At 64.4% G+C, this 16,030-nt stretch carries 13 protein-coding genes; 8 read left to right on the top strand and 5 right to left on the bottom strand.

The window, feature by feature from the left end:
- Positions 1-2,910: indolepyruvate ferredoxin oxidoreductase family protein (locus tag JKG68_RS26550; RefSeq protein ID WP_202064764.1), on the top strand; the 2,910-nt coding region annotated here is incomplete at its 5' end.
- Between the two features lie 271 nt (positions 2,911-3,181).
- On the opposite strand, the gene JKG68_RS26555 is transcribed toward JKG68_RS26550, so the two are convergent.
- Together JKG68_RS26555 and ung are read right to left on the bottom strand one after the other, a co-directional pair.
- Positions 3,182-4,387: an amino acid aminotransferase gene (locus tag JKG68_RS26555; protein ID WP_246515892.1), complete on the bottom strand. Its 1,206-nt coding sequence runs from the start codon at positions 4,385-4,387 to the stop codon at positions 3,182-3,184.
- Between the two features lie 119 nt (positions 4,388-4,506).
- On the bottom strand, positions 4,507-5,214 hold the full coding sequence (gene ung, locus JKG68_RS26560; protein ID WP_202064765.1) for a uracil-DNA glycosylase: 708 nt from the start codon (positions 5,212-5,214) through the stop codon (positions 4,507-4,509).
- Between the two features lie 202 nt (positions 5,215-5,416).
- Between ung and JKG68_RS26565 the strand changes: the two genes are divergently transcribed.
- From JKG68_RS26565 to hemH, 3 genes are all read left to right on the top strand, one after another.
- The gene (locus tag JKG68_RS26565; protein ID WP_246515894.1) at positions 5,417-6,925 is read left to right on the top strand and encodes a bifunctional metallophosphatase/5'-nucleotidase; all 1,509 of its coding nucleotides are present in this window, start codon (positions 5,417-5,419) and stop codon (positions 6,923-6,925) included.
- A gap of 269 nt (positions 6,926-7,194) precedes the next feature.
- On the top strand, positions 7,195-9,363 hold the full coding sequence (locus JKG68_RS33835; protein WP_312890984.1) for a sensor histidine kinase: 2,169 nt from the start codon (positions 7,195-7,197) through the stop codon (positions 9,361-9,363).
- 112 nt (positions 9,364-9,475) lie between these two features.
- Positions 9,476-10,537 (top strand): ferrochelatase, encoded by a 1,062-nt coding sequence (gene hemH / locus JKG68_RS26575; protein ID WP_202064767.1) that lies wholly within the window; start codon positions 9,476-9,478, stop codon positions 10,535-10,537.
- A gap of 38 nt (positions 10,538-10,575) precedes the next feature.
- Here hemH and JKG68_RS26580 read toward each other — a convergent pair whose 3' ends face one another.
- Positions 10,576-11,232 (bottom strand): class I SAM-dependent methyltransferase, encoded by a 657-nt coding sequence (locus JKG68_RS26580; RefSeq protein ID WP_246515896.1) that lies wholly within the window; start codon positions 11,230-11,232, stop codon positions 10,576-10,578.
- A gap of 172 nt (positions 11,233-11,404) precedes the next feature.
- Here JKG68_RS26580 and JKG68_RS26585 point away from each other — a divergent pair, with 172 nt between their 5' ends.
- The 3 genes from JKG68_RS26585 to JKG68_RS26595 all read left to right on the top strand — a co-directional run bounded on the left by JKG68_RS26585 (position 11,405) and on the right by JKG68_RS26595 (position 13,551).
- Positions 11,405-12,391, top strand: a complete 987-nt coding sequence (locus JKG68_RS26585) for an SPFH domain-containing protein (protein ID WP_202064784.1) — start codon at positions 11,405-11,407, stop codon at positions 12,389-12,391.
- Positions 12,388-12,837: an NfeD family protein gene (locus tag JKG68_RS26590; RefSeq protein WP_202064768.1), complete on the top strand. Its 450-nt coding sequence runs from the start codon at positions 12,388-12,390 to the stop codon at positions 12,835-12,837. The genes JKG68_RS26585 and JKG68_RS26590 overlap by 4 nt, the downstream gene beginning before the upstream one ends.
- Before the next feature lie 132 nt (positions 12,838-12,969).
- Positions 12,970-13,551 (top strand): calcium-binding protein, encoded by a 582-nt coding sequence (locus JKG68_RS26595; protein WP_202064769.1) that lies wholly within the window; start codon positions 12,970-12,972, stop codon positions 13,549-13,551.
- Between the two features lie 87 nt (positions 13,552-13,638).
- On the opposite strand, the gene JKG68_RS26600 is transcribed toward JKG68_RS26595, so the two are convergent.
- On the bottom strand, positions 13,639-14,634 hold the full coding sequence (locus JKG68_RS26600) for a KpsF/GutQ family sugar-phosphate isomerase (protein WP_202064770.1): 996 nt from the start codon (positions 14,632-14,634) through the stop codon (positions 13,639-13,641).
- Positions 14,635-14,683: 49 nt separating this feature from the next.
- A complete protein-coding gene (locus tag JKG68_RS26605; RefSeq protein WP_202064771.1) occupies positions 14,684-15,550 on the bottom strand; it encodes a UTP--glucose-1-phosphate uridylyltransferase in 867 nt (288 codons plus the stop codon).
- 214 nt (positions 15,551-15,764) lie between these two features.
- Between JKG68_RS26605 and JKG68_RS26610 the strand changes: the two genes are divergently transcribed.
- Positions 15,765-16,030 (top strand): NAD-dependent epimerase/dehydratase family protein (locus JKG68_RS26610; protein ID WP_202064772.1); only part of this gene is annotated, 266 nt, incomplete at its 3' end.

The following is a 16,030-nucleotide window of genomic DNA, read 5'->3' on the forward strand; positions in this document are numbered from 1 at the left end:
TGCGGGTCCTGGGTTGCCTTCAAATGCGTGAAGGACAACATCGAGTCGACCGCCTCCGTCGACGGGTCGCTCGACCGGGTGAAGATCATCATGCCCGATGACTTCACCATGCCGCCCGGCGGCCTGAACATCCGCACCCGCGACGGCGTGCTCGACCAGGAGGCGCGCCTTCAGGACTTCAAGCGCGACGCCATGCTGTCGTTCGTGCGCGCCAACAACCTTAACCGCATCGTGCTCTCCGGCGGCCGCAACGCGAAGATCGGCATCATCACGGTGGGCAAGTCCTATCTCGATGTGCGCCAGGCCATGGACGAGCTCGGCCTGGACGAGGTGAAGGCGAACGACATGGGTCTTCGCCTCTACAAGGTCGCCTGCCCCTGGCCGCTGTCTCAAGCCGAGCTCGTGGACTTCGCGCAAGGTCTCGACATGGTCATCGTGGTCGAGGAGAAACGCTCCCTCATCGAGGTGCAGCTGCGCGAGGAGCTTTACGGCACCGCCAACCAGCCGCTCTGCATCGGCAAGAAGGACGAGACGGGCAACTGGCTCTTCCCGGTGAAGGGCGCGCTCGATCCCAACGACATCGCCATCGTCATCGGCGAGCGCCTGCTCAAGTACCACAACAACGACGACCTGCGCGGCCGCGTGGCCCGCCTGCGCCATGCGCAGGAGGTGCTGGCCGTCACGGGCGACGTGGCGACCCGCACGCCGCATTTCTGCTCCGGCTGCCCGCACAACACCTCCACCAAGGTGCCGGACGGCATGCGCGCCTATGCGGGCATCGGCTGCCACTACATGGTGCAGTGGATGGACCGCTCGACGGACGGCTTCACCCAGATGGGCGGCGAGGGCGCGAACTGGATCGGCGAGTCGCCGTTCTCCAAGCGCGGCCACGTGTTCCAGAACCTCGGCGACGGCACCTACAACCATTCGGGCGTGCTGGCCCTGCGCTGGGCAATCCACACCAAGACCAACGTCACCTACAAGATCCTGTTCAACGATGCGGTCGCCATGACCGGCGGGCAGAAGCACGAGGGCGGTCTCTCCGTCGACATGATCGCCCGCCAGGTGCGGGAAGAGGGCGTGGAGCGCGTTGCGCTGGTCACCGACGAACCGGACAAGTACCCGAAGAGCATCCGCTGGCCGGACGGCATGACGATCCACCACCGCAGCGAGCTCGACGCCGTGCAGCGGAGTCTTGCCGAGATCCCCGGCGTCACGGTGATGATCTACGACCAGACCTGCGCCTCCGAGAAGCGCCGCCGCCGCAAGCGGGGCGAGTTCCCCGATCCCGACAAGCGCGTCATCATCAACGACCTCGTCTGCGAGGCCTGCGGCGATTGCTCGGTGCAGTCGAACTGCGTCGCCGTCCAGCCGGTCGATACCGAGTTCGGCCGCAAGCGCCAGATCGACCAGTCCAACTGCAACAAGGATTTTTCCTGTGTAAACGGCTTCTGCCCGTCCTTCGTGACGGTGCACGGCGCCAAGATCAAGAAAGCGGCGCCAGAGACGGTCTCAAGCGACGGCGTGGCGATGAAGCCGCTGCCGGATCCGGTAATCCCGGCCATCGACCGCACCTTCAACGTGATCGTCACGGGTGTGGGCGGCACGGGCGTCGTGACCATCGGGGCGATCCTCGGCATGGCGGCGCATCTCGAGGGCAAGGGCATGGGCATGATCGACATGGCCGGCCTCGCCCAGAAGGGCGGCGCAGTCTACAGCCATGTGCGGCTCGCCAACCATCAGGACGACATCCATGCCATCCGCGTGAGCGCGGACTCGGCTCATCTGGTGCTCGGCTGCGACCTCGTGGTCACGGGCACCAAGAAGGTGCTGGCCTCCGTGAAGGAGGGGCAGACCGCCCTGGTGGTGAACACGGCGGAAGTCATGCCCGGCGAGTTCACCCGCAATGCCGACTTCTCCCTGCCCACGGAGCGCCTGAAGCGCGCGATCAGATCCGCTGCGGGCCCCGAGAGTGTCGCCTTCGTGGACGCGACGGCGGTTGCCACCGCGCTTCTCGGCAATGCCATCGCGGCCAACATGTTCATGCTGGGCTATGCCTACCAGACCGGACGCGTGCCGCTCACGGCGGCCGCCATCGAAAAAGCCATCGAGCTCAACGGCGAGGCGGTGAAGATGAACCTTTCCGCCTTCGCCTGGGGCCGTCGCGCGGCCGCCGAGCCCGAGCTGATCGCCGGCATGATGAGCCAGCTCAAGGCGCCGACGGAATCGCGCAAGCTGTCCGAGACCCTCGACGAGGTGATCGAACGGCGCGAGCGCTTCCTCGGCGAGTACCAGAACAAGCGCTACGGTCGGCGTTACCGCGCGCTCGTGGAGCGCGTGCGCGCAGCGGAAGACAAGTCTGTTCCCGGTTCGACGGCGCTGACCGATGCGGTGGCGCGTTCGCTCTTCAAGCTCATGTCCTACAAGGACGAGTACGAGGTGGCCCGTCTCTACACGAACGGTCACTTCGAGAAGCAGGTGGCCTCGGCCTTCGAGGGCGAGAACCTCACATACGAGTTCCACCTCGCCCCGCCGCTGCTCGCCCGCAAGGACCCCGTGACGGGCGTTCCGCGCAAGATGAGCTTCGGGCCGTGGGTGATGAAGGCCTTCCGGGTTCTGGCGGGTCTAAAATCGGTGCGCGGCACGCCGCTCGACGTCTTCGGCTACACCCACGAGCGCCGCACCGAGCGCGGGCTCATCCGGGAGTTCGAGGGCAGGATCGAGGAGATCGTGGCAAGGCTGAACGCCGACAACCACGCGACCGCGGTGGGCTTGGCCGGGATCCCGCAGAAGATCCGCGGCTTCGGGCACATCAAGGATCGGAACCTTAAAAGCGCGAAGGCCGAAGAGGCTGACCTCCTCGCCAAGTTCCGCGCTGACCCTCGGCCGCTGCCGATCGCGGCGGAGTAAGTTCTGAACGCGTCGTCCCGGACGCCGCAGGCGATCCGGGGTCGCGAGCAGGATGTGGCGCTTGAACCACCACTGTCATCCCCGCGCAGGCGGGGATCCATAACCACGACGTCTCAGGAGAGTGCAAACAGCGTCGCGTCTTGTTCTGCATCGCTAGCGGTTATGGATCCCGGGCTCCGCTTAAGCGGCCCCGGGATGACGGTGCTTTCCTCATCTCACGATCCCGGATCGGCTTTCGCCGTCCGGGACAACCACTTTATGATGGTGGACTTCAACCCCGCGCCTGGCTTGCTTCCACGAAGCTCTTCGCCACCTTCGGCACATTCGCCTCGGTCAGCCCCGCCACGCACATGCGGCCAGAACCCACCAGATAAACGCCGTCCCGCTCGCGCATGGCGGTGACCTGCTGCTCGCTCAGGCCCGTGAAGCTGAACATGCCGCGCTGGCTCGTGAGGAAGCTTGCATCGGCCTCGTTCGACAGGGCGCGGATCTGTTCGGCGAGGCGCTTGCGCATCGCGTCCATGCGGGTGCGCATCTCGTCGACCTCGCGCGACCACTGGGCGCGCAGGCCCTCGTCGCCGAGCACCGTTGCCACGAGAAGCCCGGCCATCATCGGCGGGCTCGAATAGCTGCGGCGCACCGCGAGCTTCAACTGCCCGAGCACGCGCTCGGCCTCGTCGGCATCGCGGCAGACGACGCTCAAGCCGCCGCAGCGCTCGCCGTAGAGCGAGAAGTTCTTCGAGAATGAGTTGGCCACGAGGCAGCTCGCCCGCTCCGCATAGCGGCGCACGAAAGCGGCATCCTCGTCGAGGCTGGCGCCGAAGCCCTGATAGGCCATGTCGAACACCGCGATGTGGCCCTTGGCAACGAGCACGTCCGTCACCGCCGCCTGCTGCGCCTCGTCAAGGTCGACCCCGGTCGGGTTGTGGCAGACGGGCTGAAGCACCACGATGGAGCCGGCTTCCGCGGCGTCCAGCGCCTTCAGCATGCCGGTGAAATCGACCGACCGGTTGGCGCGATCCCAATAGGGATAGGTTGCGGTCGTGAAACCCGCCCGCTGGAACAGGCCGTGATGGTTGTCCCAGGTGGGGTCGCTCACGAGAACCGTGCGGCCGGGGCAGTGCTTGGCCAGAAAGTCGGCCGCGATGCCCACGGCCCCCGTGCCGCCGAGGGTCTGGATCGTGGCGACGCGCTTATCGGTGAGGGCCGGATGGGCCGCGCCGAAGACGAGCTTCTGCACACCTTCGCGATAGAGCGGATGCCCCTCCATGGGAAGATAGGGCCGCTCCGCAAAGCCGAGACGCTCATAGGCGGCTCTCACCGAGCCCAGCACCGGAAGGCGGCCCTTCTCGTCCGTGTAGACGCCGATGCTCAGATTGACCTTCTCGTCACGCGGATCGGCCTTGAAGCTGTCGTTGAGGGAGAGGATCGGGTCGCCCGCAAAGGCTTCGACCTGTCCAAACAGGGATTCCGTCATGCTGATCTCCAAGGCTGTCGCGGCATCCGCCCACGACCCGTATGTCACCTGCTGCGAGACCTAGCCTCTGAGGAGGCTCCTCGACAAGGTTCTTTCTCGTGAATCCCGTAGCCGGCCGTTCAGGGCTCCAGCCGCCAGTCCACCGGCTCCAGCCCCTTCTCGACGAGCCAGGCATTGGCTCGGCTGAAGGGGCGCGTGCCCCGGAAATCGTTGAGACGGTTGAGCGGGGAGGGGTGTCCCGCCTCGATCACCAGGTGCTTGCTGCGATCCACAAGGGCCGCCCGCTTGCGGGCCGGTCCTCCCCAGAGGAGAAAGACGACGGCGGGCTGCCGCTGCGAAATCGCCTCGATCGCCTGATCGGCCAGGGCCGACCAGCCGAACTTCATATGGGCGCCAGACTGACCCGCCTCGACCGTGAGCGCCGTGTTGATCAAGAGCACGCCCTGCTTGGCCCATTTGGTCAGGTCCCCCGATTTCGGCATGGGGTGCCCGAGATCCTCCGCCATCTCGGCCAGGATCGTGCGCAGGGACGCCGGAAGCCGCCGGGAGCCGCGGTAGGAAAAGGCGAGCCCATGGGAGTCGCCCGGGGTGGGGTAGGGGTCCTGGCCGAGCACGACCACTTTGACCGTCTCGACGGGGGTCAGCGTGACGCTCGTGAAGACCGCCTCGGGCGGGGGAAGCACCTGCGCCCCTGACCTGACAACCTCATCGACCTTGGCGGCCACGGCCTCCGCGCTGCCGTCCTGAAAGAACGGCAGCTTGAGCCACCCCTTGGCTCCTGGCTCGGCGCGGAAGTCTGCAAGGGCGCGGCTCACGGGTCCGTTCATGGGTAACATGCCTTTCGGTTCAGGCGCATGACAGGGTGCTGCGCCGGCTAAGATGTTCGGCGGCGGCCGATGAAAAAGACATCGGGGATGCCGCCGAACGGGGCGCTGAAAGCGTCGACAGAATGTTACTTCTGTGACACGTTCCCGGTCTAGGCTCCACGACCTTAGCCGTGGTTCCACACCGATACGAGGACCTTCAACGATGCTTCAGAGCCGCCCATCCATGACCCTGCGCGCTGGGTTTATCGGACTATCCATGTTGCTTTCCGGCACGGCCCTGGCCCAGGAAGCCGTGACCATCCGCTTCGTCCAGACCAACGACATCGACCGCATGGGCGCCGAAAAGGGCCGCGGGGGCTTTGCCAAGCTCGCCACGGTGGTCAAGGACGAGAAGGCCAAGGGCAACGCCTTCTTCGTGCATGCGGGCGACACCATTTCCCCGTCCCTCATGTCGGGCTTCGACAAGGGCGCCCACATCATCGACATCCTGAACCGGATGGGCGTCGATGCCATGACCCCGGGCAACCACGAATTCGACCTGGGCCCCGATGCCTTCCGGGCCCGCATGGCCGAGGCCAAGTTCGACGTGCTCGCCACCAACATCGTCGACGGCAACGGCCTGCCGGCCAACACCAAGCCCGACAAGATGGTCGAGGTGCAGGGCGTGAAGATCGGCTTCTTCGGCCTTACCACCGAGGATACGCCGATCGCCTCGAGCCCCGGCACCATCAAGTTCTCCCCCACCATCGACACGGCGCGGGCCAAGGCCAAGGAGTTGCGCGAGAAGGGCGCCGACATCGTGGTCGCCATTGCCCACACGCCGCTCGAAGTGGACATGATCATCGCCCGCTCCGCCGGCGTCGACGTGATCATCGGCGGCCATGACGAGCATCTGCTCGCCTTCTACGACGGCAAGGTCACCCTGACCGAGTCGGAGTCGCAGGCAAACTACGTCACCGTGACGGAGCTTGCTGTGACCAAGGCCACGAAGGACGGCAAGACCACCGTCACCTGGACGCCGAACTTCCGCATCGTCGACACGGCCGGCGTCAAGGCCGATCCGGACATCGAGGCGGTGGTGAAGGGCTACGAGGACAAGCTCTCCAAGGAACTCGACGTGGAGATCGGCGTCACGGAAACGCCCCTCGACAGCCGCCGCGCCACCGTGCGCGGAGGCGAGGCCGCCATGGGCAACCTCGTGGCCGATGCCCTCAAGGCCTCCGTGGGCGCCGATGTCGCCATCACCAATGGCGGCGGCCTGCGCGCCGACAAGCAGTACGAGGCCGGCCAGAAGCTGACCCGCCGCAACATCCTGGCCGAGATGCCCTTCGGCAACACCACTGTGCTGCTCGAGGTCACGGGCGCCCAGATCAAGGCGGCGCTCGAGAACGGCGTGAGCCAGGTGCGCGAGCTCGGCGGGCGCTTCCCGCAGGTCTCCGGCATCACGGCGGAGGTCGATGTGAAGGAGCCGGTCGGCAGCCGCGTGAAGGCGGTCCAGATCAACGGCCAGCCGCTCGACCCGGCCAAGACCTACAAGCTTGCCACCAACGACTTCATGGCCCGCGGCGGCGACGGCTACCGGGTGTTCACCGAGGCCAAGTCCCTCGTGGACGTCTCGGCCAGCCAGCTCATGGCGAGCCAGGTGATCGACTACGTGGCCAAGGCCGGCAAGGTCGCCCCGAAGGTCGAAGGCCGCATCGTCCTGCGCTGATCCGCAGGCTCGCGAGCAATCCTGGCGCCGGGACCCGCACGGATCCCGGCGCTTTTTCATGGAACGATGCCGCCGGCGTGACTTTCGGGCGCATCCCCTTTCCCGCAACGGCAGGATAGGTCGCCGGCTTCCTCGACGGTGCGTGCCTCAGGTGTAAATTCCCTCTCCTTAAGCCGCCGCTGCTGTGTCATTCTGCACAGGTCACGGCGAATCCGAACCTCAAAGCGGCCCTTCTTTTGCAAGTTTCATCGCGGTCAGAACATGTAGGGGTGTCCCAGAAGCGGCGGCGGTCTCTCGCCCGGGGGCGGCTGACCTTTATCATGGGGCTGTTCGGCGTTGCGTTCATCCTGATCACCTTCGGGTACATCGCGTGGGAGCAGCGAAGCCGCCTGATCCAGCGCAACGAGGACGACATCAGGGGGACGGCCTTCTTCCTGGCGGATCATACGGCCAGGCTCCTGGAGGTCACGGATCTCACCCTCAAGCAGGCCGCCGCCCTGACCGACGGGCAGGAGTGGGATCGGATCGAGGCATCGAGAGCCCTATGGCAGCAGCTTCGCGCCGTCCGGGAAGCTTTGCCCTATATCGAGGATGTCTGGCTCAACGATGCGACCGGGCGGCTTCGCCTGACGTCGGCGCAGTTCCCGGCCCCCTCATCGAACGCTGCCGGGCGGGACGCGTTCAGCGCTCAGGTTACAGCCGATCAGGGGCTGTTCGTGGGCGAGCCGATCATCGGCCAGGTCACCAAGGCGCCGACCTTCATGATCAGCCGGCGCCTCCAGAGGCAGGAACAGTTCGACGGCATCGCATCGGTGACCGTCTCCCTGTCCTATTTCTACGATTACTGGGCGAAGCTCCGGTTGCCGAGGGGTGGGCGCGTGGCCCTGCTGCGGGCCTCCGATGCCTCGGTCATCGCGCAATATCCTCCCCCGCCCGATGGGCTTTCATTCGCGCCGATCGACAAGGCGGCATTCGATGCCGCCTTGAGCTCAGGCCCGCAGGCAGGCCTCTACTCCTTCATCAGCATGGGGGACGAGCGACTCGGGGCCTATCGTCAGGTTGGCGCCATGCCGCTCTACATCAGCGTCAGCATGCCGGAAAATGCCTATTGGACGCCGTGGTTCGTCCAGACGAGGCTCTATGGCGCCTTTGCGTTGATCGCCCTGCTGGCGCTGCTCGCGCTGACGGCGCTTGCCTCGCAGCAGTTCCGCGAGCAGGCCGCCAATGCGGAGCTGCTCGAGCGGCAGGTGTCCATGCGCACGGGCGAGCTGCGAGCGGAGACGGCGGCTCTCGAGATCCTCAACCGAACCGGCAGTGCCCTTGCGGCCGAACTCGATGTGGACCGTATCATCGAGAATGTGGTCGATGCGGGCGTCGATCTCACCGGCGCGCAGTTCGGAGCTTTCTTCTACGGCGCTGCCCGAGACGGGGGAGAGCATCCCGGGCGCTATCCTTCGGAGAGGTCGCGCAGCGCATTTGCCGGCCTGCCCATCCATGAACTCTGCGCTCCGGCCTTTGCCGAGGGCAAGACGGTGCGCCTGGAAAACGTCGCCGTCGGCTTCGGCCCCGACGGAACGCCCTACATCAAGGAACCTTCCCCGGGGGGCGTCGGGATCCGGAGCCTCCTGGCCGTACCGGTGCTGCTGCGAACCGGCGACATTCACGGCATCCTCGTCTTCGGTCACGAGAAGCCGGGAATCTTCACCGAGCGTGCCGAGCGCCTGCTCGCGGGGTTGACGGCGCAGGCCGCCATCGCCCTCGAAAACGGCCGCCTCTATGGAAAGGCGCAAAGCGAGATCGAAGAGCGCAAGCAAGCTCAAAAGCAGCAATCCCTTCTGATCCGCGAGCTTCACCACCGGGTCAAGAACACCCTGGCGACCGTTCAGGCCGTGGTCGGCGCAACGGCGCGTTCCGCCTCCAGCATCGATGATTTCTATCACGCCTTCGTCGGGCGCATCATCTCGCTGGCCAATACGCACACGCTCCTGACCGAGGCGGTCTGGCAGACCGCGTCCCTGCGCGATATCATGGAGAAGGAGCTCAAGCCCTACAACGATGCCAGGGGCGGGCGGGTCATCTTGAACGGGCCTGCCGTGGACCTGCCGTCGGAGGCTGCCGTGCCTATCGGCATGGCCCTGCACGAGCTCTCCACCAATGCGGCCAAATACGGGGCTCTCTCGGCGAAAGGCGGCCAGGTTCTCATATCGTGGGACGCCGAGCCCGAAGACGAAGGGATCAGGCTGAAGCTCCTGTGGGAGGAGCGCGGCGGACCTGCCGTTTCGCCTCCGACCCGGCAGGGCTTCGGCTCGCGCCTGCTGCACCGGGTGCTCGCCACACAGCTCAACGCCAAGGTGGAGACGGACTTCAACCCCGAGGGGCTGCGGGTTTCCATCGACGCGGTTCTCAAGCAGGGACAGTTCCCGAACACGCCCGTTTAGGGGCGCGTTCGGGCAAATACACAGCGATGTGACACGCCAGCCTGTTGGCGTGGCGGCCTGAAGCTTCTATCTAGGCCGCATTGCAGAAGATTCTGCCGCCAAGAGGCTTTTCATGAACGAGCGAGTGAGTTTGACCGATCTCCGCCAGGGCGTGCGCCCGGTGGACCATCCTCCTGCCAGGAGCGGGCGGATCGGCGTGCTTCTCCTCAATCTGGGAACGCCCGAGGGCACGGGCTACTGGCCCATGCGCCGCTACCTGAAGGAGTTCCTGTCCGACAGGCGCGTGATCGAGACGCCTCGCCTCCTGTGGTGGCCCATCCTCAACCTGATCATCCTCACCAAGCGTCCCGGTCCCAAGGGGCGCGATTACGCGTCCATCTGGAACAACGAGCGCGACGAGGGACCTCTCAAGACCATCACCCGCGGGCAGGCCGAGAAGGTGGCGGAGCACTTGAAGGCGGTCGCGGGCGACCGGGTCACCGTGGATTGGGCCATGCGCTACGGCAAGCCGGAGGTTCGCGAGCGCATCCAGGCCCTCCTCGATCAGGGCTGCGACCGCATTCTGCTCGTGCCGCTCTACCCGCAATATGCGGCGGCCACCTCCGCCACCGCCTGCGATCAGGCTTTCCGGGCTCTGATGGACATGCGCTGGCAGCCCACCGTGCGCGTCTCGCCGCCTTATCATGACGATCCGGTCTATATCGCCTCCCTCGTCGCTTCCATGAAGCGCGAATTGGCGAAGCTCCCCTTCGAGCCGGAGGTGATCCTGACCTCCTTCCATGGGGTGCCGAAGGAATACCTCCTCAAGGGCGATCCCTATCACTGCCAGTGCGTGAAGACCTGGCGCCTGATGCGGGAGGCCTTCGGCTGGCCGGCCGACAAGTTCCGCATGAGCTTCCAGTCCCGCTTCGGCACGGCCGAATGGCTCCAGCCCTATACGGACAAGACCGTGCAGGCGCTGGCCGAAAGCGGCGTCAAGCGCATGGCCATCGTGGCGCCGGGCTTCTCGGCGGATTGCCTGGAAACCCTGGAAGAGCTCAACGGCGAAAACCGCGAGATCTTCATGCATCACGGCGGCGAGGAATTCGCCTATCTGCCTTGCCTCAACGACAGCGAAGACGGGATGCAGGTGATCAACCACATCGTGGAACGCGAGCTCCAGGGTTGGCTTTAAAGCTTTTACGAATGGGGAATACAAAAGTTGGGCATGTGCTAAGCGGAAGAGTCTTTGGTCTGCTTTTCCAACCATAAGCGATCACGTCGGCCGAGTGCATCCCATGGTCCATCCATAAGATCATAAACTTGGATCAGTCGATTAACGGGTGCAACAACCTCACGGCAGACATACTGGAAGTTCGGTTCTCGGTGAAACCAGGAGAGCATTTTCTCTTCGTCAACGGGATCCTGAACATGGCTCTTGGTCCTGCCTTTGGGCCACTTATACGGGACACTGACTATGACAATTCCGCCAACTTCAAGAAGCTTTTGAGCAAAACCCTCAGCATCTGGCACATGCTCCAGAACCTGGAAGCAAGTTACAATGTCATATTTTCGATCCGGCTCCCAAGTTAAGAAGTTGGACGTGATCGACTTCACGCCTTTGGCTTCGTAGGGGCGCTTCAAATCGAGTGATGTTCGCATGGGAACATGGCTAAACCAGTCAAGATAAGGACAGCCTGCAGACCCTACATCAATGATCGTTTTAGCTTTTTTGCTAAGATGCGACGTGATTACCCGTGCAACTTGGTAGTAAAGTATGTCTTTGCGTGCTTCCCAATAGCTATTTGGGAGCGAGTTGCTTCTCCCCGATGAGCCATCAAAAAACATTGATTTAATGACGCTCTTGGCAGTTCTTACGGCATGGCGCATCAAGCAAAGATCCTTAGATGATCAAGCCACCTGATAATCGAATGATAGAAGAAAGTATATAAGGATATAGCGTTTTGTTCGCGTGTGCTACTTTCAGTGCTACATGCTTCTAGACGGGTTGGCTTCATTTGAGATAACTTAGCCGCATGAAACAGAGTTGCCCGAGGGCGTTATGCTGCTGAGTGGTTTCGATATCTTCGTGGTCGTGCTGGTGCTTCTCGTCATCGTGACGATCGCCATGGGCATCAGGACGGTTCCGCAGGGCTATGCCTATACGGTGGAGCGGTTCGGGCGCTATTCGCGCACGCTTACCCCGGGTCTCGGGCTGATCGTGCCGTATATCGACCAGATCGGCAAAAAGGTGAACGTCATGGAGCAGGTGCTCGACGTTCCGAGCCAGGAGGCCTTCACCCGGGACAATGCGGGCGTCACCATCGATGCCGCCGCCTTCTACCAGATCCTCGATCCGGCCCGCGCCTCCTACGAGGTTTCGGACATGAACCAGGCCCTGCTGGTCCTGACCATGACCAACATCCGAACCGTCGTCGGCTCCATGGATCTCGACCAATTGCTGTCTCACCGGGACGAGATCAACGAGCGCCTCCTGCGGGTGATGGATGCGGCAGCCTCGCCCTGGGGCGCCAAGGTCACCCGCGTCGAGATCAAGGACATCCTCCCGCCCCAGGATCTGGCCGGTGCCATGGCGAGGCAGATGAAGGCCGAGCGCGAGAAGCGCGCCGCCGTGCTCGAAGCCGAAGGCCTGCGCCAGGCGGAGATCCTGCGGGCCGAGGGACAGAAGCAATCCCAGATCCTCGCGGCGGAGGGCCGCAAGGAGGCGGCGTTCCGCGATGCGGAGGCGCGCGAGCGTCAGGCGGAAGCCGAAGCCAAGGCCACCGGCATGGTCAGCGAAGCCATCACCAAGGGCGACTTGGCCGCCGCCAACTTCATCGTGGCCGAGAAATACATCGATGCCATCCGGGCTCTCGCATCGGCCCCCAACCAGAAGGTCGTGATCGTGCCCATCGAGGCGGCAGGGCTTGCCGGCACGCTCGGGGGCATCGCCGAGCTGACCAAGTCCGTGTTCGGAGAGGGCGGGGCAGGGCTCAACAGGCCGGCGCGCAGTGTTCCGACGGTGACCGGAGGAACGGAGCGCTCATGATCCGGGACGCGTTCATCAGCCTCGGAGCCTGGGCCTGGATCATCCTCGGGCTCTTCCTGATCGGCGTCGAGCTCCTGGCTCCGGGAGCCTTCTTCCTCTGGCTCGGCTTGGCGGCCGTCGTCACCGGGCTGGTGGACGCGGCGCTCGGCCTGTCCTGGCAGGCCTCGGCGCTTCTCTTCGGGCTCCTCTGCGTGGCAGCCGTGGTTCTGGGACGGTTCGTCACCCGCTCCAAGGGGCAGGCCGGGACCGAGGCCGTATCCCTCAATCAGCGCGGCCAATCCCTCGTCGGACGCGTTTTCACCCTGGAAGCCCCCATCAAGGATGGGGAGGGCCGCATCCGGGTCGACGACAGCTCCTGGCGCGTAACCGGCGCCGACCGGTTCGCGGGTGCCAAGGTGCGGGTCGTGCGGGTCGAAGGCTCCACCCTGGTGGTGGACGATCCCTAAGCCATCCTGTCGCACCCCACGGCGCAAAACGGGGCTGGATAATATTACTAAATAACATTACTTAAGCGGGCTGGCCATTGTCGGGTACGCCCCGGCGCGAGGCTGGCGATCTTTCGCATTGGACCTCACATTATGGCTATGATTGTTGACACTCCCCGCTTCACCAATTCGGGGACGATCTATGGCGACCTCCAGCTCGGCGAGGGCAGCAACTATCTCGATACCCGCAAGGGCTTCATCTTCGGAAAGATCAGCGCCCTTGGCGGCAACGATACCGTTCTCGGCGGAACGCGCTCGGAAGCAATCGACGGCGGCGCCGGAAATGACAAGCTCGATGGCGGACAGGGCAGCGACAAGCTGACCGGCGGCGAGGGCAAGGACACGCTCATCGGCGGCCTCGGCAAGGACAGCTTCGTGTTCAAGGCCTCTGCTGTCGCCGAGAATGCCGACATCATTCGCGATTTCAGCTCCAAGGACGATACTTTCCGGATCAGCCTGGAATTCTTTACGAATGTGGGCAGCAAGGGAAAGCTCGGCTCCGATGCATTCCACCAGGGGACGAAGGCTGCCGATGCGGAGGACAGGATCATCTACCACAAGGCATCCGGCAGCCTTTACTACGATCCCGACGGCTCCGGAGCCGAGGCTCAGGTCAAGATCGCGACCCTGAGCAACAAGGCGGCTGTGGCGCTCAGCGACTTCATTATCTTCTGAGCCCCGCCTGGTTACCGGCGCCCAGCGACGGCAGGTTATTCTCAAGCGGTCACCGTGTTCATCACGGTGGCCGTGTTCGCTTTTAGGCTACGCCGCGCCTGCGCGCAGCAGGTCGAGGTAATGAACGAGGCCGACCGGCCTGCTGCTCTCGACCACGATGAGCGCGGTGATCCTGGACGCCTCCTCCATCTCAAGAGCGGTCGCCACGAGGGCATCGGGCGCGATGGTGCGTGGCGTCTTGGTCATGATGGCCGTCACCGGCAGCGTTGCGAGATCGGGCCTCAGGTTGCGGCGCAGGTCGCCGTCGGTGACGATGCCGGCGAGCGTGCCGTCTCCGTTCACCACGATCACCGCGCCGAACCCCTTGCGGCCGATCTCCTCGATGGCTTGGTCCATCCGGGCATCGATGCCGACGACCGGCAGGCGCTCGTCCTTGTGCATGATGTCGCGCACGAGCTTGAGGCGCGCGCCCAGCTTGCCGCCCGGGTGGAATACCCGGAAGTTCTCCGCCGTGAAGCCGCGCCGCTCCAGAAGGGCGATGGCGAGCGCGTCGCCCAGGGCCAGCTGGATGGTGGTCGAAGTGGTGGGCGCCAGCCCGTTGGGGCAGGCTTCCTTGGCCTTGGGCAAGGTCAGGCAGATGTCGGACGCGCGGCCAAGGGTGGACTCCGCGTTCGAGGTGAGCGCGATCAAGGGCACCCGGAAGCGCCTGGAATAGCCGATGATGTCGGCAAGCTCAGCCGTCTCCCCGGACCAGGACAGCGCCACGATCACGTCGTCGGACTGAACCATGCCCAGGTCGCCGTGGCTTGCTTCCGCCGGGTGGACGTAATGGGCCGGGGTGCCGGTCGAGGCGAGCGTCGCGACGATCTTGCGGCCCACATGGCCCGACTTGCCCATGCCGGTCACGATGACCCGTCCCTTGGCGGCTGCGATCGTCTCGACCGATGCCGTGAAGGGCCGCCCGAGGCCGTTGCCGATGGCCTCCATCAGGATGGTCAGGCCGTCCCGCTCGGTCTCGAGCGTGCGCAGGGCCGAGGCGACCGCCTGGTCGGGCGAATGGGGTGCGGGTTTTGCAAGTGCCATGGCCGCCATTTAGCATAGGCGGGCGGCCATGAGGAACCCTCACACCTGCTTACTTCTGGCGCAGCAACGCCTCGAGTTCCTTGCGGAACTCCGCGCCGAGCTCCTCGCGCTCCAGGGCATAGGCCACATTGGCCATGAGGAAGCCGATCTTCGAGCCCGTGTCGTAGGTCTTGCCCTGGTACTTCATGCCGAAGAAGGGCTGATCCTTCATCAGGCGGATCATGGAATCGGTGAGCTGGATCTCGTTGCCCGCGCCGCGCTCCTGGGTGGAAAGCAGGTCGAAGATCTCGGGCTGCAGGATATAGCGGCCGGAGATGATGTAGTTCGAGGGCGCGGTGCCCTTCGGGGGCTTTTCCACCATGCCGGTGATCTCGAAGGTCTGGCCGAATTCCTGGCCCACCGACACGATCCCGTACTGATGGGTCTGGTCCTCGGGCACCTCCTCCACGGCGATGATGTTGCCGCCGTGCCGGTCATGGGCGGCGATCATCTGCTCCATGGAGCCGCGGCTGAGCATGTCGGGGAGGATGACGGCGAAGGGCTCGTCGCCCACCAGCTCCCGGGCGCACCAGACCGCGTGGCCGAGCCCCAGCGGCTCCTGCTGGCGGGTGAAGCTCGTCTGGCCGGCCTTGGGCTGGTCCCGGGCCAGGATCTCCAGCTCCTTGGTCTTGTTGCGGCTCTCGAGCGTCCGGTTCAGCTCGTAGGCAATGTCGAAATGATCCTCGATCACCGCCTTGTTGCGGCCTGTGACGAAGATGAAATGCTCGATGCCGGCGGCACGGGCCTCATCCACCACATGCTGCACCACGGGACGGTCGACGACGCACAGCATTTCCTTGGGAACGGCCTTGGTGGCCGGCAGGAAGCGGGTGCCGAGACCGGCGACGGGAAGAACTGCTTTGCGGATTCGCTTCATTGAAGGGGCCATGGGTGAGCAGAAAACAGGAGGGGTAATCTAAGACAGGACAGGGAAAAGGAAACCGATAACTGTCAAGCTTCGGCTGCCTATAACGCGGTATGCCCCGTGTTGTTTCATCGACGCTGCTTCTTCATTGAAGATGGGGACCTGAATTGAAGCTGAAGCGTTGTGGTTAAGCTGCCGACGGGGCAGTTCCTTGAGGAGGATGGACATGGCGGTACTGGTGACGGGCGGCGCGGGCTATATCGGCAGCCACATGGTGCTCGAGCTCCTGGACGCGGGCGAGCAGGTGGTGGTTCTCGACAACCTGTCGACCGGTTTCCGTTGGGCCGTCCCCCAGGAAGCAACGCTCGTCGTGGGCGATGTGGGCGACGCCGCCCTGGTCTCAAGCGTCATCGACGAGCATGGTGTCGACAGCATCCTGCACTTTGCCGCCAAGATCGTCGTGCCGGAATCGGTCACCGATCCGCTGGCCTA

Source organism: Microvirga aerilata (genome assembly GCF_016743775.1).
In the GTDB taxonomy this organism is placed as follows: Bacteria; Pseudomonadota; Alphaproteobacteria; order Rhizobiales; family Beijerinckiaceae; genus Microvirga; species Microvirga aerilata.

Excerpts from the sequence above, each read along its gene's own strand:
- JKG68_RS26555 (WP_246515892.1), bottom strand. The coding sequence starts at position 4,387 with ATGACGGAATCCCTGTTTGGACAGGTCGAAGCCTTTGCGGGCGACCCG.
- ung (WP_202064765.1), bottom strand. The coding sequence starts at position 5,214 with ATGAACGGACCCGTGAGCCGCGCCCTTGCAGACTTCCGCGCCGAGCCA.
- JKG68_RS26565 (WP_246515894.1), top strand. The coding sequence starts at position 5,417 with ATGCTTCAGAGCCGCCCATCCATGACCCTGCGCGCTGGGTTTATCGGA.
- hemH (WP_202064767.1), top strand. The coding sequence starts at position 9,476 with ATGAACGAGCGAGTGAGTTTGACCGATCTCCGCCAGGGCGTGCGCCCG.
- JKG68_RS26580 (WP_246515896.1), bottom strand. The coding sequence starts at position 11,232 with ATGCGCCATGCCGTAAGAACTGCCAAGAGCGTCATTAAATCAATGTTT.
- JKG68_RS26585 (WP_202064784.1), top strand. The coding sequence starts at position 11,405 with ATGCTGCTGAGTGGTTTCGATATCTTCGTGGTCGTGCTGGTGCTTCTC.
- JKG68_RS26590 (WP_202064768.1), top strand. The coding sequence starts at position 12,388 with ATGATCCGGGACGCGTTCATCAGCCTCGGAGCCTGGGCCTGGATCATC.
- JKG68_RS26595 (WP_202064769.1), top strand. The coding sequence starts at position 12,970 with ATGGCTATGATTGTTGACACTCCCCGCTTCACCAATTCGGGGACGATC.
- JKG68_RS26600 (WP_202064770.1), bottom strand. The coding sequence starts at position 14,634 with ATGGCACTTGCAAAACCCGCACCCCATTCGCCCGACCAGGCGGTCGCC.
- JKG68_RS26605 (WP_202064771.1), bottom strand. The coding sequence starts at position 15,550 with ATGAAGCGAATCCGCAAAGCAGTTCTTCCCGTCGCCGGTCTCGGCACC.